Consider the following 20,377-nt stretch of genomic DNA (forward strand, 5'->3'; position numbering starts at 1 on the left):
CGCGGCGCGCAGGAGCAAAATCATGACAGTCCTCACAGAGAAAACCGCCATCGTCACCGGCGCCGGCACCGGCATCGGCAAGAGCGTCGCCACGGCGCTGCTCAAGGCCGGCTGGAACACGGTGTTTTGCGGCCGCCGCAAAGCGGTGCTCGATGCCGCCATTACCGAGGCCGGGAAAACGGACGCCAAGGCGCTGGCGGTTGCCTGCGACATCAGCAAGGCCGGCGAAGTCGATGATCTGTTCGAGACGGTGGCCGCAGCCTTCGGCCGCGTCGACCTGCTCTTCAACAATGCCGGCATGAGCTACAAGTCGACGCCGATCGACGAGATCCCGGTCGAGGTCTGGAACGATATTGTCGGCGTCAATCTCACCGGATCGTTCCTGTGCGCCCGCGCCGCCTTCGGCGTCATGCGCAAGCAAAAGCCAATGGGCGGCCGCATCATCAACAATGGCTCGGTGTCGGCCTATGCGCCACGGCCGGGCTCGGTGCCCTACACCGCGACCAAGCACGCCATATCGGGGCTGACCAAGACGCTGGCGCTCGACGGCCGGCCCTATGACATCGCCTGCGGCCAGATCGACATAGGCAACGCGCTGACCGATATGGCGCATGCCATGACGGTCGGCGTGCCGCAGGCCAATGGCACCATCGCCGCCGAAGCGGTGATGGACGTCCAGCGCGTCGCCGACGCCGTCGTCCACATGGCCAGCCTGCCGCTCGATGCCAATGTGCTGTTCATGACGGTGATGGCGACCAAGATGCCGTTCGTGGGGCGTGGGTGAAGAGCCGAAGGCCTACCTCTTCAAAAACGACTCGATCCGCTCCAGCGCGCGCAAGATGTTCTCTTCGGAATTGGCGTAGGAGAGCCTGATGTAGCCTTCGCCGAGAATGCCGAAATCGGGGCCGCCGATCAGCGCCACGCCGGCCTCCTCGAGCAGTGCCGAGGCGAGCTTCTTGGCCTTCCAGCCGGTCTTCGAAACATTCGGGAAGGCATAGAATGCGCCCTTGGGCGTGATGCAGGAGACGCCGGGCAGCGCGTTCAGCCCCTCGACCACCATCTTCCTGCGGTTGTCGAAGGCGCACATCATCTTGTCGACATCGTCCTGCGGGCCGTCGATGGCGGCGATGCCGGCGAACTGGCTCGGCGCGTTGACGCAGGACCAGCAATTGACCGCCAGCTTGCGGACCTTGTCGTAGAGATGCCCGCCCTTGTCGCCATTCGGCCAGATCGACCAGCCCATGCGCCAGCCGGTCATCGCCCATGTCTTCGACCAGCCGTTGAGCACGATCAGCCGGTCGCGAATTTCCGGAAAATTGAGCAGCGAAAAATGCGTCTCGCCGTCATAGGTCATGACGTCGTAGATTTCGTCGGAGAGGATAGCGACCTGCGGATGCGCTTGCAGTCCCTTTACCAGCTTCTCGATCTCGGCGCGCGGCGTGACGCCGCCGGTCGGGTTGGCCGGTGAGTTGAGGATTAGCAGTCTGGTCTTCGACGTGATCAGCGCCAGCGTCTCTTCTGCCGAGAAGGCAAAGCCGTTCTCCTCGCGGATCGGCACCGGAATGGGCGCGGCGCCGGTGAACTCGATCATCGAGCGGTAGATCGGAAAGCCTGGGTCTGGATAGAGGATCTCGGCGCCGGGTTCGCCGAACATCAAGATGGCCGCGAACATGGTCGGCTTGCCGCCGGGCAGGATCATTACATTCTCGGGCGAGACTTCGACGCCGGTAGTGGTCAGCGTGCGCCGCACCACCGCTTCGCGCGTCGCCAGCAGGCCATTGGCCGGGGTGTAGCCATGGTGGCCGTCGCGCAGCGCCTTGATCGCGGCCTCGACAATGTGCTGCGGCGTTTTGAAGTCGGGCTGGCCGATGCCGAGGTTGACGATGTCGCGGCCCTGTTGAGCCAGTGCAGTCGCGCGCGCCAACACGGCAAAGGCGTTTTCCTCGCCGAGACGGTCGAAGGCCGAAATCGTGTGGAGCATTTTTCCCGTCCGTGTGGTTCTTGCTGTTAGGTCGCGTTTTTGTGAGCGTCTGCTCACAAAAGTCAAACGGATTGGAGTTTTGCGTGTCGGAAAATCTCAAAGATTGGCAAGCGCGTCCGCGGCCCGAGCGCAAGCCCATTGACGGCCGCTATGTCCGGCTCGAACCGCTGAGCGCCGAAAAGCACGGCGATGGGTTGTACGAGGCGTCGTCCGTGCCCGACATCGATGGACGCTTTGCCTGGCTGCCCGACTACCCGCCGCAAACCCGCGCCGATTTCCAGCCATGGCTGGACAAGGTCGAGGCGAGCGAGGATCCGCTGTTCTTCACCGTCATCGACAAGGCCAGCGGCAAGGTCGCCGGGCGACAGACGCTGATGCGCATCGATCCCACCTATGGCGTCATCGAGATCGGCAACATCTATTGGGGGCCGCTGATCTCGCGCAAGCCGGCAGCGACCGAGGCGCAGTTCCTGTTCATGAAGTATATTTTCGACGGGCTCGGCTATCGCCGCTACGAGTGGAAATGCAACAACCGCAACGAGCCGTCAAAGCGCGCGGCGGAACGGTTCGGCTTCAAGTTCGAGGGCATTTTCCGCCAGCATCTTGTGGTCAAGGGTGAAAACCGCGATACCGCATGGTACTCGATCATCGACAAGGAATGGCCGGCGCTGCGCAAAGCCTATGAGGCATGGCTCGATCCCGCCAATTTCGATGGCGAAGGCCGGCAGAAGCGGCGGCTCGAGGATTTCCGCGCCGAGTTCGGCGCGTAACAGGAGTTTTTTCCGATGGCGCACAGCCATGATCATGGTTCGCATGCTGGGCATGGCGCCGGCCACGTGCATGGCTCGACCGACAAGAAGCGTGTGCTGATCGCAGCCTGCCTGACCGCCGGCTTCATGGTGGCCGAAGTGCTTGGCGGCCTTTTGACGGGATCACTGGCGCTGCTGGCCGACGCCGGCCACATGCTCGCCGACTCGATCGCGCTTGGCCTTGCCTGGTACGCCTTCCATCTTGGCGGACGGCCGGCGACAGTGCGCCTGACCTATGGTTTCGGCCGGGTCAAGACGCTGGTCGCCTACACCAACGGCATCGCCATCTTCGCCATTGCTTTGTGGATCGTCTACGAAGCCTGGGGCCGGCTGATGACGCCGGCGCCGGTGCTGGGCGGGCCGATGCTGGTGGTGGCGATCGCCGGCCTTCTGGTAAACTTCGCCTCGTTCTTCGTGCTGCATGGCGGCGACCACGACAGCCTCAACATGCGCGGCGCCATCCTGCATGTGCTGGGCGACCTGCTCGGTTCGGCGGCGGCGATCGTGGCGGCGCTGGTCATCCTGGCCACCGGCTGGACGCCGATCGACCCGATTCTGTCGGTGCTGGTCTCGGTGCTGATCCTGTCCACCGCATGGTCGTTGATGCGCGAAGCCGCCCACGTCCTTCTCGAAGGCGTACCGGCAAGCCTCGACCGCGACCTCATCGCCAAGGACATTGCCGGCACCGTCAACGGCGTGCGCGAAGTGCATCACATGCATGTCTGGTCGCTCGACGGGTCCAGCAACATGGCGACGCTGCATGCCTGCCTCAACGATGGCGTCGATCCGCACCAGGCGGTCAGCGCCATCAAGAAGCGGCTCGCCGCCGAACACGGCATCAGCCACGCCACGGTTGAACCGGAATTCGGCCAGTGCGCCGACAGCCGTGACGAGCACGATCATGACCACGACCATGGTGCGCCACCGCATCACGGCCATTATCACTGACAGGGAATTTCATGGCATTGGCATCCGAGTTGACGAGTTCCCGCTGTGGCGGGACGGCATGATGGATCGCGACACGCGAAACGCGCTGATTGCCGCAGCCTGGATCATGCTGCTGTTCGGCATCGCGGCGTTCTATCTGCCGACGGTGATGCTGGCTGTCGGCAATATCTCGACCGTACTTGCCGGCATCGTCGGCATCGCCTTCGTGCTGGCATTCTTTCTGGTGTTCTGGTTGCGGGGTCGCAGCCAGAACAAGGGCAAATAAGAGGCTTTGAAATGCGCATCCTGATTACTGGCGCCGCCGGCATGGTCGGCCGCAAACTTGTCGACCGGCTGGCCAAGGACGGCACGCTCAACGGCCGCAAGATCACCGGGCTCGACCTGCACGACATCGTGCCGCCGCAGGCGCCGGCGATGGACGGCGTCAGCATCGCCACGCATACCGGCGACCTTGCCGACGCCGGTGCTGCCGAGAGCCTGGTGGCGTCACGCCCCGACGTCATGTTCCATCTCGCCGGCATCGTGTCGGGTGAGGCGGAAGCCAATTTCGATCTCGGCTACCGCGTCAATCTCGACGGCACACGGGCTCTGTTCGATGCGGTCCGGCTGGCGGGCTTTTCGCCGCGCCTCGTCTTCACCTCGTCGATCGCGGTGTTTGGCGCGCCGTTCCCCGATGTGATCCCGGACGACTTTCATCCGACGCCGCTGACCTCCTACGGCACCCAGAAGCAGATGAGCGAGGCGCTGCTGGCCGACTATTCCAGGCGCGGCTTCTTCGACGGCATCGGCATAAGGCTGCCGACCATCTGCGTGCGGCCCGGCAAGCCGAACAAGGCGGCGTCAGGTTTCTTCTCCGGCATCATCCGCGAGCCGCTGAGCGGCCACGAGGCGATCCTGCCGGTGCCGCGCTCGGTGCTGCACACCCATGCCAGCCCGCGTTCGGCGGTGAACTTCCTGATCCATGCCGCCGGGCTCGACGGTGCCGCTGTCGGGCCGCGCCGCAACCTCACAATGCCCGGCGTTGCCGTCACCGTCGGCGAGCAGATCGAGGCGCTGGAGCGCATTGCAGGCGCCGACGTCGTGAAGCTGATCCGCGAACAGCCGGATGAGACCATCTGGGCGATCGTCAAGGGTTGGCCGACGCGCTTCGAGGCGCGCCGTGCAAGGGACCTCGGCTTCAGCGCCGAAAACAGTTTCGATGAAATCATCCGCGCTCATATCGAGGATGAGTTGGGCGGAAAGATCGCGGGTCAGGCCTGACCCGCCGAGGTCATACAGTTCCGGACAGGCTCGCCGACAACAGCAACAGCCCGAACAGGAAGACGAACGCGGCGCCGCCGATTTCGACGAATGTGTGGATACGGTTGCCCATGCGGCCATCGCCGGCGAAATAGACCGCCCAGTTCTTGGCTGTCACAGCGATCGTCGCCAACGCCGAGACTGTGATGGCGGTGCCGATAGACATCGCCAGCACCGACAGCAGGCCGCCGAGCCACAGGCCGTTGAGCAGCGCGAAGCTGAGCACAATCAGCGCGCCGGAGCAGGGGCGGATGCCGACGGCGGCTACAGCCGACCAGGCCGTGCGCCAGTCGAAGCGGTCGCCCGACAGCAGCGCCGGATCAGGCGCATGCGAATGGCCGCACGTGTCGCAGACCTCGCCGGCCGGTTGATCGTGAGCGGCGTGATTGTGATGAGCGTGGTCGTGATCGGAATGATCGTGCGTGTCGTGGTCGTGCGCGGCGTGATCGTGATGATCATGCGAATGGTCGTGATGCACATGCAAGGCATGCGCCTGCGCCGCGTGGCTGTGACCGGCATGCGAATGGCCGCCATGGCCGGCGTGGGCTGCCGACAGGCTGTAGGCGGGCGCCCTGCCGAACCAGCGCTGGACCGTGGGCCCAAGCTTGCGCCACAGCAGCCAGGCGCCGAACAAAGTGACGAAGACATAGCTCATGATCTCCATGAACCAGGCTGCGTCGGTCATCGAGATGGCGGTGCCGCGCAGGACGAAATAGGCAAGCAGCATCACCAGGATCGCGGTCAGGCCCTGCAGCAGCGCCGAGACGAAGGACAGCAGGATACCGCGCCTGAGCGCCACTTCATTGGCCACCATGTAGGACGAGATCACCGCCTTGCCGTGGCCGGGGCCGGCGGCGTGGAAAATGCCATAGGCGAAGGACAGGCCGATCAGCAGCCACATCTTGCTGCCGTCCTCGCGCATTGCTTTCATCGCCGTGGCCAATGCGCGGTAGAATTCCTGCTGGCGCAGATTGATCCACATCAGGATGTGGGCGAACGGGCCGGTGGTGGGCGCCATGCCGTCATTGACACCGATGCCGAGTGAGCTCTGGGCATGGGCCTGCCCGAGAAAGTGCGTCATCAGCAGGGCAGCGGCCACGAGGCCGAATGCCAAACGCAGGGACGGTTTCATCACCGGATCTATCCTTCTGGCGGGCAATTCAGTTCGAGCTTGGTGGCGAAGATCTTGCTCATGTCGGTGCCTGTCGGGTCGTTGAAGAACGCGTCCGTCAGGGTCTTCTGGTTTTCCTTGATCGCCTCGTCTGGATCAGGCCGGATGACGCTCTTGGTGCAGCTCGAGGGCAGGCCTTCCACCGTGATGTTGCTATCCTCGGTGAAGTCGATCGCTGTGTAGAAGGTTGGATCGTAGACGCCGAAATCGATCTTGCCGGCGAGCTTGATCGGCACCTTGGGTTCGGATTCGAACAGGATGATCAGCTGGTCGTTTTCGAAATTGGCCATAAGATGCGGTGGCGGCGTCATCGGCACGTCCTTGCCGTCGACGGTGACGAGCTGGAAATAATTGAACTCGGCCAGCGAGGCATGAACGGTGTCGGCGACATCCTTCAGCTCCTTGTCGTCAAGCTTCAGGTCGGAGTTCTTGTCGAACTCCATCATCACCGTACTCGAAAACAGATCATCGAAACGCCAGAGGTGACGCAGCGCTTTCACACTTTGGTGATCCGGAGAGAGGATCACGTCGAGGCGGGCCTCGGCGAAGACATGAGGATGCGCGCCAGCCGCTCCGACGGAGGCAAAAGTCGTCGCCAGGGCCGAAGCCAGCATGATTGCGTGCCGTTTCAGATGCATTCTCGGTCGCTGTTCCATCGGCCTCGGAGAGATTTCGAGAGGTTACCAGAAACGGGGCGAAATTGGGACCGCGGCACGGCAGGACCGGCTCAAGCGCTCTCGCGGTTCTTGAACCATTGCACCAGGAAATCGACGAAGACACGGACCTTGGCCGGCAGATAGCGACGGTGCGGGTAGACGGCGAAAATGCCGCTGCCCGACTGGATGCGGTCGTCGAGCAACGACACCAGAAGCCCGGATGCGAGGTCGGGCGCGGCGATGAAATCCGGCAGGATGGTGAAGCCCAGACCGGACACGGCGGCGGCTCGCGCGGCCATCGGGCTGTTGACCTCGATGGGACCCGATACGTTGACACTGACTGACTCCTCGCCATCGCCCCTGAAGCGCCAGTTGGCGAGCGAGCGGCCATTGGTGTCGACGATGCAGGGCAAGTTGGCGAGATCCTGCGGGCGCGTCGGCTTGCCGTGCTTGGCGATCAGCTCCGGCGAGGCGCAAAGCTTGATCGAAAACGGCCCCAGGCGGCGGGCGATCAGCGATGAGTTCTCCAGGCGCGAGATGCGCACGGCAAGATCGAAACCTTCCTCGACCAGATCGACAAAACGGTCGTCGAGATGGATGTCGAGCACGATGTCGGGATGCTGTTTGGCGAAGTCGATGAGCGACTGGCCTATCGGCGCGTCGGCGAAGGTGCGCGCCGCGGAGAGCTTGATCCTGCCGCGCACGTCGCCGGAGGATTCGCGCACGGCGTCGGCTAGGCTGTCGACCTCGCGCACGATTTCCGAAGCGCGGCTGTAATAGGTATGGCCGGCCTCAGTCAACGAGAACTGCCGCGTGGTGCGGTTGAGCAGCAGCGCGCCGAGTTCGTCCTCGAGTTCGCGCACATATTTCGACAGCAGCGCCTTGGAGCGACCGATCTTGCGCGCGGCCGCCGAAAAGCCTTCGGCCTCGACGACGTCGATGAAGGCGCGCATGCGGGTCAGTGTATCCATCATCAGGCCTTTCGTGCCGCATCGAGAATTCGCCGGCCGAGCCGTATCAGGGCAATGTCGCTGCCGGGAGGGCCGAGCAGCGAGAGGCCGAAAGGGGCACCGTCGACCGAGCCCAGCGGCAGGGTGATTTGCGGAAAGCCTGAAAGACCCGAAAGGCACAAAAGATGCAAGGCCCTTTCGCGGTAGGCCTGGAGCTGCTGCGGCTCGCTTTTGACCAGAGGTGCGGGGCCTGGAACGGTGGGCAGGACAAGAAACCCGTCTTGGCCGAGCAAGGCAGCCAGCTCGGAGCGGAAGGTCAGGCGGCGCACCGCCTCGGCCCGCGCGGTCTTTTCGTCGATTGTCCTGCCAAAACCAAAGCGCTCCTCGACGCCCGGCCCGAGATTGCGCTCGCCCGAAATGATCCAGGCGCCATGTTGCTGCCAGGCCTCGGCGGCCTGGAGGCGGCGAAAGCACCAGTAGAGCTCGTCGGGGAAGGAGGCGAAGCTGTACTCTACCGGCGCCGGCTCACCGACAAGACTGGCGGCCAGCGCTCTCATCCTGGCATATTCGGCTGCCTCGGCCGGGCCGGCGACGAAGGCGTCCAGCCAGCGGATCGACAGCGGCCGGTTGAGCGGATGCTGATGCGGGTCGCGGCCAAGCAACAGCTTGCCGATCGTCTCATAGGTTTCGATGTCGTCGGCGAACCAGCCGAACGTATCGAAGCTCGGCGCCAGCTTCATCGTGCCTTCGAGCGAGATGCGGCCATGCGTGGTGCGCAGCCCGATCAATCCGCAAAAGCTCGCCGGGGCGCGGATCGAGCCGCCGGTGTCCGAGCCGGTGGCGATGTCGGCAAGCTTGCCGGCCACCGCCGCGGCCGATCCGGAGGACGAGCCGCCGGTGACGCGGTCGGGGGCAGCCGGGTTCACCGGAAACGGAAAATGCGCGTTCTGGCCCATCAGCGAGAAGGCGAACTCGTCGGTCTGCGTCTTGCCGATGAAGCGCGCGCCGGCATCGAGAATCACCTGTACGGCCGGTGCGGTGCTCGACGCGGCGTGGGACTCGGCGAACTTCACCGGATTGCCGCAACCGGTGCGATAGCCGGCGACGTCGTAAATGTCCTTTACCGCCAGTTTGAGCCCCGCCAGCGGCCCCAGTTCCGCATTGGCGACCGGCATGCGGCGCAGGTCGAGAAAGGCGTTGAGCGGGCCGTGTGTGCCTGGCATCGTTCGATATCCGTATACAGTAGGCCAGCATTGTTCGATGCCGGAAATTTTACAACCTGGGATACGATTTTTATTGATTGTGAAATCTTTCGATCTTATATCGCGCTTGCCCAAAGTCGCACGTGCCTGTGGGTGTCCGCCGATCCTCGAATGGTGAGGGAAATCGGTAAGGTAACTGGAGCTAACCCCTCCAGTCGGTCTAGCGGCCAACCGCCAGCCCGAGGACACCTTGAAGCAACGACGGTGCGGGCCTTTCTGGTGTTCTGCCGGTCGTCCAAAGACCGGGGTTACTGAAGAGGCACACCTTCATTGCCGGCAGTGCGGACGGGTCTCCCATCCAAGCCAAGGCAGACAAAGCGAACCGAGGCCGGGCAAGGCCAAGGTTCACCGCCGCGAGACGGCGTTTCATGGTTCCGGGGTCTCCACCGGCTGGTTCCATGGATTTCCGTCCCGCCTTTGTTTGACCGCGTGTTCGCGAGGCCGAAAGCCCGCGTCCCGCAGCCTTATTGCGCGCCGCAAGGCGTTAATGGAGAGACCCCGATGGCCACCCAGCGCATCCTCGACTTCCTCGCCACCCGACGTCCGTCCGGCCCCTGCCTCGTCGTCGACCTCGATGTCGTGCGCGACAATTTCCGTGCCTTCGAGAAGGCGCTGCCCGATTCCAGGATCTACTATGCGGTGAAAGCAAACCCTGCGCCGGAGATCCTGCGCCTGCTTGCTGCGATGGGCTCGTCCTTCGACACCGCTTCCGTTGCCGAGGTCGAGATGGCGATGGACGCCGGTGCGCCGGCGGACCGCATCTCCTTCGGCAACACCATCAAGAAGGAGCGTGACATTGCACGCGCCTACCAGCTCGGCATTCGGCTGTTTGCCGTCGACTGCGTCGAGGAGGTCGACAAGATCGCCCGCGTCGCTCCCGGCGCGCGCGTGTTCTGCCGCGTTTTGACCGACGGCGAAGGCGCCGAGTGGCCGCTGTCGCGCAAGTTCGGCTGCGTGCCGGCGATGGCCGTCGACGTGCTGCGCCATGCCAGGACGCTCGGCCTCGACGCCTATGGCGTGTCGTTCCATGTCGGCTCGCAGCAGACCGACCTGACGGCGTGGGACCGTGCGCTGGCCGACGCCAAGAAGGTGTTCGCCACGCTCGCCGACGAAGGCATCGTCCTCAAGATGGTCAATATGGGCGGCGGTTTCCCGACGCGCTATCTGCGTGACGTGCCGGCGGCCCAGGCCTATGGCCAGGCCATCTTCTCGGCGCTGCGCAAGCATTTCGGCAATGCGATCCCTGAGACCATCATCGAGCCGGGCCGCGGCATGGTCGGCAATGCCGGCGTCATCAAGTCGGAAGTCGTGCTGATCTCCAAGAAGGCCGAAAACGACAATGTGCGCTGGGTGTTCCTCGACATCGGCAAGTTCGGCGGTCTGGCCGAGACGATGGACGAGGCGATCCGCTATCCGATCGTCACCCGCCATGACGGCTCGGAGACAGCACCTTGCGTGCTCGCCGGCCCGACCTGCGATTCGGCCGACGTGATGTACGAGAAGACGCCGTATCCGCTGCCTCTGTCGCTGACCATCGGCGACGATGTGCTGATCGAAGGCACCGGCGCCTACACGACCACCTACTCGGCGGTCGCCTTCAACGGCTTCGAGCCTCTCCGATCCTACGTGATCTGACGGCTTCGGCCTTCAGATCACCTCAGGCGGACGTTTGCGTCCGCTCGGGTTCGCCTGTGGAACAAGCTCCGCTCGTGAAGGATCGCGGAAATGGACATTGTAAATTACATTGATGGTGCCGTGGGAATCTCCCCCCTTGAGGGGGAGATGGCAGGCAGGCCAGAGGGGGTCGTCTCGCGTGAAGCGCCGGCATCCCTCGTCCACGACGCGGTGTCGCGTCAGGTCGTGCCGACCCCCTCTGTCGCCTTCGGCGACATCTCCCCCTCGAGGGGGGAGAGTGCCCGCGCCATTCCCATCGTCGCCGAAACTGCGGCAGACATTGCATCGCGTGAAGCGTTGCTCGATCGCGCCATGGGGCCGATGCGGCGCAAGAAATCGTCGGAGAAGCTGCGGCGCGGCCGCCGGCCTTCCGAAGGCCTCGCTTTTGTCGTGCGGGATGCCGCCGGCGCGGTTGCCGGCACGGTGCGGCTGTGGGACGTGCGTCTTGGCGAGGGCGGCCCGGGAGCACTTCTGCTCGGACCGCTCGCCGTCGATCCTGCGCTGAAGAACGCCGGCATCGGCTCGGCGCTGATGCACCATGCTTTGGCCGAGGCCGCGCGTCTCGGCCATGCCGCGGTGCTGCTGGTCGGCGATGCGCCTTACTATGGCCGCTTCGGCTTCTCGGCGGAGAAGACCGGCGCGCTCGCCATGCCTGGTCCGTACGAGCGGCACCGCCTGCTGGCGCTGGAACTGATCGATGGTGCGCTCGACGGCGCGCGTGGCACGCTGAAGGCTGCAGGTCGCAAGCTCAAGGCACAGAGGCTGTCGCTGGCCGCCTGATTGTCCAAAAACAAACGCCGCCGGTCGTTTGCATTTCAGCGAGGGCGGCGTTTTGTTTTTGCGAAGGGCTCAGCCGATCAGTTGGCTGAGCGCCATGGCGACCGACATATCGCCTTCGACCTTTATCTTGCCGGACATGAACGCCATGGTCGGGTTGAGGTCGCCGGCGATCAGCGAATCCAGATCGTCGAGCGACAGCTTTATGGTGCAGTCGGTCGGCGCGTCGGTGGTCGAGACGGTTGCACCGTCGATGACGATGACGCCGTCACTGCCGGTATCGAACTTCACGGAATGTTCGAACCCGGCGCTCGCCACGCGCGACCTCATCTTCTCGGCAATGTCCTGAACGCTCATGACTGTTCTCCTGGTCTCGTTGCGTTTTGCCGCGCTTCAGTGACCGGCCTCCGCCGAAGTCGCTGTCTCGCGCGTGCCGCGATCCTGGTCGCTTGGCGCATATAGCTTCGAGTTGACGTAAACGTCAACGCGCGATGCGTCATCTCGTTTCAGTCGGAAGGAATGCGGCAGAGAACATTCACCCTGCGACGAAGGTTAGTGTTCAGCAGCGGGCTTCGCCGCCTCGGCCTGGGCCGATTCCGCCGGGGCCGGTTCGGTCGGCGTGGCCGGATCCTTGCGGCGGCGCATGGCGTTGTCGCGGATTTCATCCTTGGTCAGGAAGTTGACTTGGTCTATCAGCACTTCATGCACCAGGTCGGCGCCGACGCGGGCGTTGACGGTGTCGCGTATGGCCTTGCGGAAGGCATCGAGATCGATGGTTTCCTTCTTGGTGAAGTCGATCTGAGGATTGGAGTAGAGATAGGAATAGACCTGATCGGTCATCAGCGCTTCGGCCGGGATCGACATCTTCTTTATCTCGGCCGGCTCGACCGTGTAGACGAGCTTGGTGAGGAAATAGCCGTCGATCTTGGAATCGCGGATCAGCGGCACCGAGATGATGTCGGTCTTGACGTAGTCGAGGCCACCCAGCATCGGTTTCGGCGTCTCGCCGACGCCGCGCTCACCGGCCGCCTGGAACGAATAGAACACCGCGCCAAGCGTGGCGGCGCAGATCCAGATCGCGGCGGCGATGAATTTGATCACCGGTTGTTCCCGCCTGTTGCCGAGATCATCAGCTCGCCCAACCGAATTCACCGGCCGAATAGGTGCCGTCGGCTTCGGCGCGCTGAATGGCGTTCTTCAACAGCGTGGCGACTTCGTTGACCGCGTTGAGGTGGGCGAGGATTGCAGCCTCGTTTTTCGCGAGCTTCTGGCGCAGCCGCGCCAGACTGTCGCGATGCTGTTCCAGGAATTCGATCTCGTTGGCGCCCTTCATGGCGCGGGTCAGCTCATAGAGGTAGCGGCTCTTGCGGGCGTTGGAGGCCTTGAGGTCATAGCTGGTGTCGTTCTTCAAACCGGCCGTCTCTTCCTCGACCGCTTCCTCGATGCGGCCGATGATGGCGGCAAGGTTGCCCGGCCGTGCAAACGGGATCGGCGCTTCGGACGTACGCGCCGGCAGGTTGGAAGAGTATTTTGAAAAATCGGCCATTGAAAATCCTGGTCTAGATCTTGATTTCGGTTTTGATGGTCGTCTCGTCGCCGGTCATCGACCGTGCGGCCTTGCGCTGCAATTCCTCGACCAGCGAGGTGGACAGCCGCGCCTGCTGGTCGATCTCGGTCTTGTGCGGCCCGGTTGACACCGGGCCGATCGGCACGGTGCGCTTGCCGTCCTTGTAGTGGTCGGCGAGCAGCGATTTGGCAATGCCGATCCCTCCGCGCTCGGCCATGACGTCGGCGACACGCTCGGCAAGCTGCGATTTCCACATGTCGCCGGCCAGCCCCTTGCCGTAGACGCCCTCTGTGTCCTTGGGCAGCATGTTCTGGATGAAGGTCTGCAAGACCATGGCCTCGAACTTCTTGAATTTTCCCGCGGGATCGGCGCCTGCCGCGGCCTTGTCGGCCGTGGCACGCGACAAGATCGAGCCGGTATCCACCGAAGCCGCCATGTCGACCAAAAAGGCGCCGCCAACGCCGTTGGCCCGCTTGGCCAGCGCGGCACGGGCAGCCTCGATATCCGTCGGGTCGACGGCTCGGGCAACATCGAGAACGATGTCGCTGGGTGGAGAAATCGCCAAGAAAGTCCGCCTCTTTGCCGGGTTTCCTGAGCGACCATGCCGCAGCAAGCTTGTGGCAGGCTTGCCGGCTCGAAATCCTTCGCCGGATGCTAGGCATTGCTATCAGCAGCGGCAACTCCGGCTGGGTCGATGCGATCTGGTCGTTTGCGGTGGGCGCTGCCGGCGTCGCCATGGTCAGATCGTAGGTGGCGTAGGCGCAGAGGCCGAACACGGCGCCGTACACCCAACACAGCCCGCCGCACGGAACGAAACCGAACGCCGTCCGCAGGTGACCCGGCTCTAACTTCCGATTATTCCTGCCCTCGCCTCTGCGCGATCAGATCGAGCCGGTCGCGGTCGGAGCGTTCGCGTTCGTCCTGTCGGCGCACGTCCTTGTAGGCGCGCTCGACCATGTTGGTGCGCGCCGTCGCAGTGGCGATGAGCGTGACCTCCTGCCTGGCGCTTTCCAAGCTCGCTTCCTGCCGGACCAGCGCATTCGCGATGCGGCGATGGTAGAGGTCAGGGAACAGCACCGCCATCGACTGGTCGGCGTCGAAATGCTGGACTAGTTCCTTGGCCTCGGTTTCGGCGGTTGCCGCTGCCGCCAGGAAGGCCGCATGGCGCGTCTCGTGCAGGGCCTTCAGCTGCTCCTGCACCTTGACCAGTTTCTTCAGCCGTTCCTTGCGCGTGCTCATCTCACCTCGCCAGCGTCAGGTCGACAAAGCCGTCGACGAACAGCGACAGCATGGTCCCGATGGCGAAATAGAAGATGATGATGCCGCCGGCGATGACGAAAGGCAGCGAGATGAAGTAGACCGGGATTTGCGGCGTCAGCTTGTTGACGAAGCCGATCGTCAAATTGACCAGGATGGCATAGGCGATGAACGGGCTGCCGAGCCGGATGACCAGGAAGAAGGCGTCCGACACCGTGTCGGTGAGATCGACCAGGGCGGCCTGCGGATTGAAGAAGACGTTGACCGGCGCCACCGTGTAGGAGGCGACCAGAGCGCGGATGATCTCGTGGTCGAAATCGAAAACGAAGAGCAGCAGCAGCGCCGAAAACGAGATGATGGCGGCGAGCGCCGCCTGCGGTTCCGGCTCCTCGATCGCCGGTCCGCCTGTGCCGCCATAGCCGATCAGCATGGCGATGGCCGAACCCATGAAGCGCAGCGCCTCCATGTAAAGCCTGGTCATCGCGCCGATCAGCCCGCCGACCAAAAGTTCGGAGATGATCATCGGCGCCAGCACCTGCGGACGCGCATCGACGAAGGGAAAGATCTTGTCCCACAGGAAGGCGAGCAGGCCACCGGTTGCGGCGATCGACGCGAACAGCCGAACCTGGATCGGCACGCGGGCGCTGGACAGGCCCGGCATCAGCATGAAGCAGGCGCCGATGCGACAGAAGGCGAGGAAGGCGGCGATGACGACGCCTTGCGACAGTATGTTCACGAGATCGTCCCGAGCACCTTGATCTCGACGCCCTTGGCGATTTCGACATGGGAGAGAACGGGAAGCGTCGTGAACAGGCGCTCGATGATCATGCGCACATAAGGCCGCGCATCGGGCGCGGTGACGAGGACAAAACGCTCGCCGGCCTCGAGATGCTTGCGGATCGCCTTGGTCGCGTCCTGGCCGAATTCCTCCAGCTGGCGCGGGTCGATGTCGAATTCGCGCACCTCGCCCTTGGCGTCGCGCTTGAGGCTCTGGTGGAAGGCGAGGTCCCAGCGGTTGCCGAGGCGCAGCACCTTGAGCATGCCGCCCTCGGAGAGATCGCCGCAGATCTGTTGGGCCATGCGGATGCGGACATGCTCGACGATCTGCTCGGTGCGGCGCACATGCGGCGCGATCTCGGCGATGGCCTCGATGATCAAATGCAGGTTGCGGATCGATACGCGTTCGGCCAGCAGCAATTTCAGCACCGCCTGCAGGCCGGGATAGGAGATGTGCGAGGTGCAGATCTCGTCGGCGAGCTTGCGGTATTCCGGATCCTGGCGCTCGAGCAGCGCCTTCATGTCCTTGTAGGACAGAAGCTGCGGCAGGTTGTTGCGGATCACCTCGGACAAATGGGTGAGCAGCACCGACATGTTGTCGGCAAAGGTGTAGTTCTCGCGCTTCAGATCCTCGGCGAAGGTTTCGAGCACCGAGAAGGCGCGCATGCCGAAGGCCGGCTCGCGGATTTCCTCGCCGGGAACGTCGGGCAAATCCCGGTTGCCGAGCAGCACCATGATCTCGCCGACGCGCATCTGGTATTCGGCGACGACGGTGCCGTGGACCTTGATCTGGTAGCTTTTCGGCGGGATGCCGAAATCGTCGGCGACGCGCACTTCCGGCACGACGAAGCCATATTGCGTGGCAAATTTCTTGCGCATCTTGGCCATGCGGAACACCAGTTCCTGATGCGACACCAGCAGCCGCGTCGACAGCTGTTTGCCGATCAGAAGCTCGATCTCGGCGGTGGTCAGCGAAGCCTTGACCGAGTTCTTCTCTTCCTCGACCTTGTTCGCCTTCTCCAGATCCTTGATCGCTTCGGCGGCGGCAGCCTCGCGGTTGGCGCGCATCGGGATGACGTAGCCAAGGCCGGCCATGCCGGCGGCTAGCGTGAAGAACGGGAAGAACGGCAGGCCGGGCATCAGGCCGAGCAGGACGAGCAGCGAGGCCGCGACATAGAGCGCGCGCGGATGCGCACCGAGCTGGCCGAACACCGCCTGGTTGGTCGAGCCGCGCGTGCCGCCCTTGGACACAAGCAGGCCGGCGGCGAGCGAAACGATAAGCGCCGGGATCTGGGTGACGAGGCCGTCGCCGACCGACAGTTTGATGAAGACATCGGCGGCTTCGCCCATGCCCATGCCGTGCCTGATGTAACCGATGGCGATGCCGCCGACGATGTTGATGGCGGTGATGATGAGGCCGGCAATGGCGTCGCCGCGGACGAATTTCGAGGCGCCGTCCATCGAGCCGAAGAAGGAGGATTCCTCTTCCAGCTCGCGGCGGCGCAGTTGCGCTGTCTTGTCGTCGATCATGCCGGCGGACAGGTCGGCGTCGATCGACATCTGCTTGCCGGGGATCGCGTCGAGGGTGAAGCGGGCGCCGACTTCGGCAATACGGGTGGCGCCTTTGGTGATGACGATGAAGTTGACCACAATCAGGATCATGAAGACGATCAGGCCGATGACGAAATCGCTGGCCATCACAAGTTTGGAGAAGCCGGCGATGACATAGCCGGCGGCGTGCGTGCCCTCATTGCCGTGCGACAGGATCATGCGCGTGGTGGCGATGTTGAGCGATAGCCGTAGCATGGTGGCGATCAGCAGCACGGTCGGGAAGGACGAGAAATCGAGCGGCCGCTGGATCCACAGCGCCACCATCAGGATCAGCACCGACAGTGCGATCGAGAAGGCGAGGCCGATGTCGATGAGGAAGGCCGGGATCGGGAGGAACAGCACGGCCAGGATGATGACGATGCCGATGGCGAAGAAGACATCGCGGCCGTTCTTGGCCACTGTTCCTGTCGCTAAGCTTTCGCTGACGGCCATATCGTCCCCAATCACAAGCCTGCCGAGCACGCGACAGCCCTTCGAGCCTAACCGGTCAAGCTTGCGCGAGGGTGGGAGGACTGGTTACTTGCCAGGACGACAGAGGCCTTGAGGAGAGAGATCATGCTGGTGATCATCGGCACCATTCGCCTGCCTGCGCAACTGCTCGACGAGGCAAGGCCGGCCATGCGGCGCATGATACTGGGCAGCCGTGCGGAGCCCGGCTGCATCGAATACTCCTACGCGCAGGACGTGCTCGACGTCGGGCTCATCCATGTAACCGAGGTGTGGAGCGACAGGGCCGCGCTCGACGCGCATTTCCGCTCGCCTCACATCGCCGATTGGCGGGCGAGCTGGGCATCGCTCGGCATAGGCGAGCGCAACCTCATGCTCTATGAGGCCGGCGAGCCGAAGCCGATCTGAGGACCGGGCACAGTCAAGAAGGCGTGGGCCCAAGAAAATCTAGCAGGCGTTGACCTGTCTGCAGGACCATCCGCCGCCATCGGTATCGTGGCAGTCTTCATAGCTGCCGTAGCAGGTGTTCGTCGAATTGCGATACCAAGGGTAGCCGCCGGGACAGCAAACATCTTGTTGTGCAGTCTGGATAAATTCCTTTGCCGGCCGGCTTTGGTTTTCCGGATTGCCTCCCGCCAAAAAAAGAGACATCGGGTGTGACACAACAGACCTAACCGGCATATCCATGCTTGAATTGCTCACCGCAGACGAGCTCAAAAAAATCATGCCAACAGCTAATGAAAAAAATCCCCGCGCACTCATCTTCTCCTCCTTGAGGGAAATAGAGACGGCCAAAAATAACACAGCTGCGTCGATTGCGTAAGCGATCGCTCATATACCTCGACACGCTCGCGGGGAATTGAAGCGGGGCGGCAAGCCTGACTGCGCCTCAGCGCCAGAATGGCGCCGCAAGCAGCCGGCATTATGTCGGCGTGCTGATCGTCGCCGAACTGCACAGCGATCCGTCCGATGGTGAGACGCCGGTGCTGGCGCCGGCCAAATTCCGGCATGCGGTGCTGGTGCCGACCATGAACGTCCGGTCCACCGCCGAAACCATCCAGCGCGCCGTCGCCGAGGAACTGGCGGTGGTCGAGAATTTCGACAACCGGGCCGTTGTCGGGCTTTTGACCGAGGGCCATCTGATGCGGCGCTACGCCGAGGAACTCGACAAGGCGCGGCGCGACCGGGCGAAGACTAGGCCTCGGCCGGCATCTTAAATGTCCCTACTCGGCGCTTGCCACGTGTACAGTGTCACTGTACAAATTGTTCAGTGGGAGAAAAAGACGGGATGAGCACCGACCAGGCTCCGGTCAAGAATGGCGTCGCCTCGACGGCGACGCATGCCCATCAGATGCTGGGCCAGCGGCTGAAGAGCCTGCGTCTCGGCCGGCGGCTTTCGCTGCGCGAACTCGCCGAGCTGACCGGGACCAGCGCCAGCTTCATCAGCCAGCTCGAGCGCGGCCTGACCGGCGCCAGCACCGCCTCGCTCAACCAGATGGCCTCGGCGCTGGGTGTAAGCGTGGCGATGCTGTTCGAGGATAGTGCCGCCGGGCAGCGCGGGGTCTTGCTGCGCAGCGAGCGGCCGAGCCTGCCGCCCAGCGACGGCTGCCGCAAGATGCTGCTCTCGCGTCCCCCTTTAAGCGACATGGAAGTCTATGTCGGCGAGTTCGAAATCGGCGGCTCGACCGGCCCAGCGCTCTACACCCATGGCGACGCGCACGAGATGCTCGTCGTGCTGCGCGGCATCGTCGAGGTTTCGCTCGGCGATGTCAGGCATGTGCTGGAAGAGGGCGACAGCATCGAATACGCGACATCGACAGCACATCGCTCAGAGAACATCGGCAGTGGCCGAGCCGAGGTGATGTGGATCATTGCGCCACCGACTTCGGTGCGCGCCGAACTCGATCAATACAGGGCCTGGAAACCGCTCGCAGCCAGGTAGGTTCAATCCATGCGGGTCAAATGGGAGAACAATAATCATGCTGAAAACAAGACATCTTGGCCTTGGCGCCGTGCTGGCGCTCGGCGTTCTGGCAACCGCAGCGTTCGCGCAGGAAAAGCCTGTCGCGGGTGAGGTCAAGGAAGGCTCGCTCAAGGGCAAGACGCTGACGCTCGTCTCTTATGGCGGCATCTACCAGGACGGCCAGGCCGCCGCGCTCAAGGAGTTCGTCGAAAAGTCCGGCGCCACGCTGCTCAATGACGGGCCGACAGAGATCGCCAAGCTGCAGGCGCAGGTCGAATCCGGCAACGTCACCTGGGACGTCGTCGACACCGCCGACCTGCCGCCTTACGTCTATTGCGGCAAGCTGTTCCAGAAGCTTGATTTCAGCAAGCTTGACGTCTCCAAGGTGCCCGAGGGCCAGGTCGGCGAATGCTCGGTGCCGGCCATGAACTACGGCGTCGTGCTGATGTACAACAAGGAGAAGTATGGGGATAACCCGCCCAAGAACTGGGCCGATTTCTTCGACACGGCAAAATTCCCCGGCACGCGCGCGCTCGACGGTTCGGGCGACCCGACGGGCGGCCTGCTGGAGCAGGCGTTGAAGGCGTCTGGCGGCGACCCGAAGGCGATGACGGCGGCCGACATCGACAAGGCCATCGATGTCATCCGCAAGCTCGGTCCCGACACGATCTATTGGAAGACCGGCGCTGAGTCGCAGCAGCTTGCCGAATCTGGCGAAGCCGACATGCTGATGATGTGGACCGGACGTGCCATGACGGCGGTGAAGAACGGCGCCAAATATGCGCCGGCCTGGCAGGACTGGCTGGTGGTGATGGACCAGATGACCATTCCGGTCGGCGTCAAGGATACGGATGCGGCTTATGCGCTGCTCAATGCCTATCTCGGCAAGGGGGCGCAGGAGATCCTGGCGCAGCAGACCTCCTATACGCCGATCAACAATGACGCGCAGCCCAAGGTCGATGCGTCGGTCGCCGCCTTCCTGACCAACACGCCCGAGCGCCAGAAGCAGGGTTACAAGCAGAACATCAAGTTCTGGGTCGAGAACTTCCCGGTGGCGCAGGAGAAGTGGTCGGCGCTGATGGCAGGCAACTGAACAGCCAAGTGAGAGCCAGGCCGTGCGCGCGGCCGCACCCCTCCCCCCACCCCCCCCCCCAGGCCCGCCCCCGGCGGGCGGCCCGCCCACCCCCCCCCCCCCCCCCCCCCCCCGGCGGGGGGGGGGGGGGGCGGG

24 protein-coding genes are annotated in these 20,377 nt (G+C 63.6%); 11 read left to right on the forward strand and 13 right to left on the reverse strand.

What is annotated here, in order from left to right:
* Positions 1-22: 22 nt before the first annotated feature.
* A complete protein-coding gene (locus NKH35_RS11365; RefSeq protein ID WP_023683264.1) occupies positions 23-784 on the forward strand; it encodes an SDR family oxidoreductase in 762 nt (253 codons plus the stop codon).
* 12 nt (positions 785-796) lie between these two features.
* Here NKH35_RS11365 and NKH35_RS11370 read toward each other — a convergent pair whose 3' ends face one another.
* Entirely contained in the window at positions 797-1,981 is a 1,185-nt protein-coding gene (locus tag NKH35_RS11370) for a pyridoxal phosphate-dependent aminotransferase (protein WP_023683265.1), read from the reverse strand.
* Positions 1,982-2,064: 83 nt separating this feature from the next.
* Here NKH35_RS11370 and NKH35_RS11375 point away from each other — a divergent pair, with 83 nt between their 5' ends.
* The 4 genes from NKH35_RS11375 to denD are packed head-to-tail and all read left to right on the forward strand — an operon-like array spanning position 2,065 to position 4,998.
* Positions 2,065-2,751 (forward strand): GNAT family N-acetyltransferase, encoded by a 687-nt coding sequence (locus tag NKH35_RS11375; RefSeq protein ID WP_023701049.1) that lies wholly within the window; start codon positions 2,065-2,067, stop codon positions 2,749-2,751.
* A 15-nt stretch (positions 2,752-2,766) separates the two neighbouring features.
* Entirely contained in the window at positions 2,767-3,738 is a 972-nt protein-coding gene (locus NKH35_RS11380; RefSeq protein ID WP_023714027.1) for a cation diffusion facilitator family transporter, read from the forward strand.
* Between the two features lie 58 nt (positions 3,739-3,796).
* Positions 3,797-4,003, forward strand: a complete 207-nt coding sequence (locus NKH35_RS11385) for a hypothetical protein (protein WP_023683268.1) — start codon at positions 3,797-3,799, stop codon at positions 4,001-4,003.
* An 11-nt stretch (positions 4,004-4,014) separates the two neighbouring features.
* Positions 4,015-4,998, forward strand: coding sequence for a D-erythronate dehydrogenase (gene denD / locus NKH35_RS11390; RefSeq protein ID WP_023683269.1), 984 nt, complete (start codon positions 4,015-4,017; stop codon positions 4,996-4,998).
* Between the two features lie 10 nt (positions 4,999-5,008).
* On the opposite strand, the gene NKH35_RS11395 is transcribed toward denD, so the two are convergent.
* The 4 genes from NKH35_RS11395 to NKH35_RS11410 all read right to left on the reverse strand — a co-directional run bounded on the left by NKH35_RS11395 (position 5,009) and on the right by NKH35_RS11410 (position 9,037).
* The gene (locus NKH35_RS11395) at positions 5,009-6,169 is read right to left on the reverse strand and encodes a nickel/cobalt transporter (RefSeq protein ID WP_198031495.1); all 1,161 of its coding nucleotides are present in this window, start codon (positions 6,167-6,169) and stop codon (positions 5,009-5,011) included.
* 8 nt (positions 6,170-6,177) lie between these two features.
* Positions 6,178-6,846, reverse strand: a complete 669-nt coding sequence (locus tag NKH35_RS11400) for a DUF1007 family protein (RefSeq protein ID WP_023683271.1) — start codon at positions 6,844-6,846, stop codon at positions 6,178-6,180.
* A gap of 89 nt (positions 6,847-6,935) precedes the next feature.
* The gene (locus NKH35_RS11405; protein ID WP_023671925.1) at positions 6,936-7,835 is read right to left on the reverse strand and encodes a LysR family transcriptional regulator; all 900 of its coding nucleotides are present in this window, start codon (positions 7,833-7,835) and stop codon (positions 6,936-6,938) included.
* 2 nt (positions 7,836-7,837) lie between these two features.
* A complete protein-coding gene (locus NKH35_RS11410) occupies positions 7,838-9,037 on the reverse strand; it encodes an amidase (protein ID WP_023683272.1) in 1,200 nt (399 codons plus the stop codon).
* A gap of 540 nt (positions 9,038-9,577) precedes the next feature.
* Here NKH35_RS11410 and odc2 point away from each other — a divergent pair.
* On the forward strand, positions 9,578-10,711 hold the full coding sequence (gene odc2, locus NKH35_RS11415) for an ornithine/lysine decarboxylase (RefSeq protein WP_023671923.1): 1,134 nt from the start codon (positions 9,578-9,580) through the stop codon (positions 10,709-10,711).
* 147 nt (positions 10,712-10,858) lie between these two features.
* A complete protein-coding gene (locus tag NKH35_RS11420) occupies positions 10,859-11,530 on the forward strand; it encodes a GNAT family N-acetyltransferase (RefSeq protein WP_352914542.1) in 672 nt (223 codons plus the stop codon).
* 69 nt (positions 11,531-11,599) lie between these two features.
* On the opposite strand, the gene NKH35_RS11425 is transcribed toward NKH35_RS11420, so the two are convergent.
* The 7 genes from NKH35_RS11425 to flhA all read right to left on the reverse strand — a co-directional run bounded on the left by NKH35_RS11425 (position 11,600) and on the right by flhA (position 17,171).
* Positions 11,600-11,884 carry an SCP2 sterol-binding domain-containing protein gene (locus NKH35_RS11425; RefSeq protein WP_023671921.1) on the reverse strand — a complete coding sequence of 95 codons (285 nt, stop codon included), beginning with the start codon at positions 11,882-11,884 and terminating at the stop codon, positions 11,600-11,602.
* A 195-nt stretch (positions 11,885-12,079) separates the two neighbouring features.
* Positions 12,080-12,628, reverse strand: a complete 549-nt coding sequence (locus NKH35_RS11430) for a hypothetical protein (protein WP_023683275.1) — start codon at positions 12,626-12,628, stop codon at positions 12,080-12,082.
* A gap of 28 nt (positions 12,629-12,656) precedes the next feature.
* Positions 12,657-13,073 (reverse strand): hypothetical protein, encoded by a 417-nt coding sequence (locus tag NKH35_RS11435; protein WP_023671919.1) that lies wholly within the window; start codon positions 13,071-13,073, stop codon positions 12,657-12,659.
* Positions 13,074-13,086: 13 nt separating this feature from the next.
* Positions 13,087-13,659: a rod-binding protein gene (locus tag NKH35_RS11440; RefSeq protein ID WP_023701058.1), complete on the reverse strand. Its 573-nt coding sequence runs from the start codon at positions 13,657-13,659 to the stop codon at positions 13,087-13,089.
* 290 nt (positions 13,660-13,949) lie between these two features.
* A complete protein-coding gene (locus tag NKH35_RS11445; RefSeq protein WP_023701060.1) occupies positions 13,950-14,333 on the reverse strand; it encodes a hypothetical protein in 384 nt (127 codons plus the stop codon).
* A 1-nt stretch (position 14,334) separates the two neighbouring features.
* The gene (gene fliR / locus NKH35_RS11450) at positions 14,335-15,087 is read right to left on the reverse strand and encodes a flagellar biosynthetic protein FliR (RefSeq protein ID WP_352914545.1); all 753 of its coding nucleotides are present in this window, start codon (positions 15,085-15,087) and stop codon (positions 14,335-14,337) included.
* Positions 15,084-17,171, reverse strand: a complete 2,088-nt coding sequence (gene flhA, locus NKH35_RS11455) for a flagellar biosynthesis protein FlhA (RefSeq protein ID WP_023671908.1) — start codon at positions 17,169-17,171, stop codon at positions 15,084-15,086. Before flhA ends, fliR begins: the two co-directional genes overlap by 4 nt.
* Before the next feature lie 123 nt (positions 17,172-17,294).
* On the opposite strand from flhA, the gene NKH35_RS11460 reads away from it, so the two are divergent.
* Positions 17,295-17,594 (forward strand): putative quinol monooxygenase, encoded by a 300-nt coding sequence (locus NKH35_RS11460; RefSeq protein WP_023671907.1) that lies wholly within the window; start codon positions 17,295-17,297, stop codon positions 17,592-17,594.
* A gap of 39 nt (positions 17,595-17,633) precedes the next feature.
* Here the strand turns inward: NKH35_RS11460 and NKH35_RS11465 are convergent, their stop codons facing one another.
* Positions 17,634-17,948 carry a hypothetical protein gene (locus NKH35_RS11465; protein ID WP_155921527.1) on the reverse strand — a complete coding sequence of 105 codons (315 nt, stop codon included), beginning with the start codon at positions 17,946-17,948 and terminating at the stop codon, positions 17,634-17,636.
* A 170-nt stretch (positions 17,949-18,118) separates the two neighbouring features.
* Between NKH35_RS11465 and NKH35_RS11470 the strand changes: the two genes are divergently transcribed.
* From NKH35_RS11470 to NKH35_RS11480, 3 genes are all read left to right on the forward strand, one after another.
* Positions 18,119-18,403, forward strand: coding sequence for a hypothetical protein (locus NKH35_RS11470; protein ID WP_023671906.1), 285 nt, complete (start codon positions 18,119-18,121; stop codon positions 18,401-18,403).
* A gap of 71 nt (positions 18,404-18,474) precedes the next feature.
* Positions 18,475-19,128 (forward strand): helix-turn-helix domain-containing protein, encoded by a 654-nt coding sequence (locus NKH35_RS11475; protein WP_027049833.1) that lies wholly within the window; start codon positions 18,475-18,477, stop codon positions 19,126-19,128.
* 37 nt (positions 19,129-19,165) lie between these two features.
* A complete protein-coding gene (locus NKH35_RS11480) occupies positions 19,166-20,242 on the forward strand; it encodes an extracellular solute-binding protein (RefSeq protein WP_023728389.1) in 1,077 nt (358 codons plus the stop codon).
* Positions 20,243-20,377 lie beyond the last annotated feature (135 nt).

Source organism: Mesorhizobium sp. M1143, from assembly GCF_040318435.1.
Classification (GTDB): domain Bacteria; phylum Pseudomonadota; class Alphaproteobacteria; order Rhizobiales; family Rhizobiaceae; genus Mesorhizobium.

Bases quoted from the DNA above. Each gene is read 5' to 3' on its own strand.
- NKH35_RS11435 (WP_023671919.1), bottom strand. From the start codon at position 13,073: ATGGCCGATTTTTCAAAATACTCTTCCAACCTGCCGGCGCGTACGTCC.
- NKH35_RS11410 (WP_023683272.1), bottom strand. From the start codon at position 9,037: ATGCCAGGCACACACGGCCCGCTCAACGCCTTTCTCGACCTGCGCCGC.
- NKH35_RS11425 (WP_023671921.1), bottom strand. From the start codon at position 11,884: ATGAGCGTTCAGGACATTGCCGAGAAGATGAGGTCGCGCGTGGCGAGC.
- NKH35_RS11395 (WP_198031495.1), bottom strand. From the start codon at position 6,169: ATGAAACCGTCCCTGCGTTTGGCATTCGGCCTCGTGGCCGCTGCCCTG.
- denD (WP_023683269.1), top strand. From the start codon at position 4,015: ATGCGCATCCTGATTACTGGCGCCGCCGGCATGGTCGGCCGCAAACTT.
- NKH35_RS11370 (WP_023683265.1), bottom strand. From the start codon at position 1,981: ATGCTCCACACGATTTCGGCCTTCGACCGTCTCGGCGAGGAAAACGCC.
- NKH35_RS11420 (WP_352914542.1), top strand. From the start codon at position 10,859: ATGGCAGGCAGGCCAGAGGGGGTCGTCTCGCGTGAAGCGCCGGCATCC.
- NKH35_RS11385 (WP_023683268.1), top strand. From the start codon at position 3,797: ATGATGGATCGCGACACGCGAAACGCGCTGATTGCCGCAGCCTGGATC.
- NKH35_RS11480 (WP_023728389.1), top strand. From the start codon at position 19,166: ATGCTGAAAACAAGACATCTTGGCCTTGGCGCCGTGCTGGCGCTCGGC.
- odc2 (WP_023671923.1), top strand. From the start codon at position 9,578: ATGGCCACCCAGCGCATCCTCGACTTCCTCGCCACCCGACGTCCGTCC.
- flhA (WP_023671908.1), bottom strand. From the start codon at position 17,171: ATGGCCGTCAGCGAAAGCTTAGCGACAGGAACAGTGGCCAAGAACGGC.
- NKH35_RS11475 (WP_027049833.1), top strand. From the start codon at position 18,475: ATGAGCACCGACCAGGCTCCGGTCAAGAATGGCGTCGCCTCGACGGCG.
- NKH35_RS11405 (WP_023671925.1), bottom strand. From the start codon at position 7,835: ATGGATACACTGACCCGCATGCGCGCCTTCATCGACGTCGTCGAGGCC.
- NKH35_RS11365 (WP_023683264.1), top strand. From the start codon at position 23: ATGACAGTCCTCACAGAGAAAACCGCCATCGTCACCGGCGCCGGCACC.
- NKH35_RS11465 (WP_155921527.1), bottom strand. From the start codon at position 17,948: ATGAGTGCGCGGGGATTTTTTTCATTAGCTGTTGGCATGATTTTTTTG.
- NKH35_RS11400 (WP_023683271.1), bottom strand. From the start codon at position 6,846: ATGCATCTGAAACGGCACGCAATCATGCTGGCTTCGGCCCTGGCGACG.
- NKH35_RS11445 (WP_023701060.1), bottom strand. From the start codon at position 14,333: ATGAGCACGCGCAAGGAACGGCTGAAGAAACTGGTCAAGGTGCAGGAG.
- NKH35_RS11460 (WP_023671907.1), top strand. From the start codon at position 17,295: ATGCTGGTGATCATCGGCACCATTCGCCTGCCTGCGCAACTGCTCGAC.
- NKH35_RS11380 (WP_023714027.1), top strand. From the start codon at position 2,767: ATGGCGCACAGCCATGATCATGGTTCGCATGCTGGGCATGGCGCCGGC.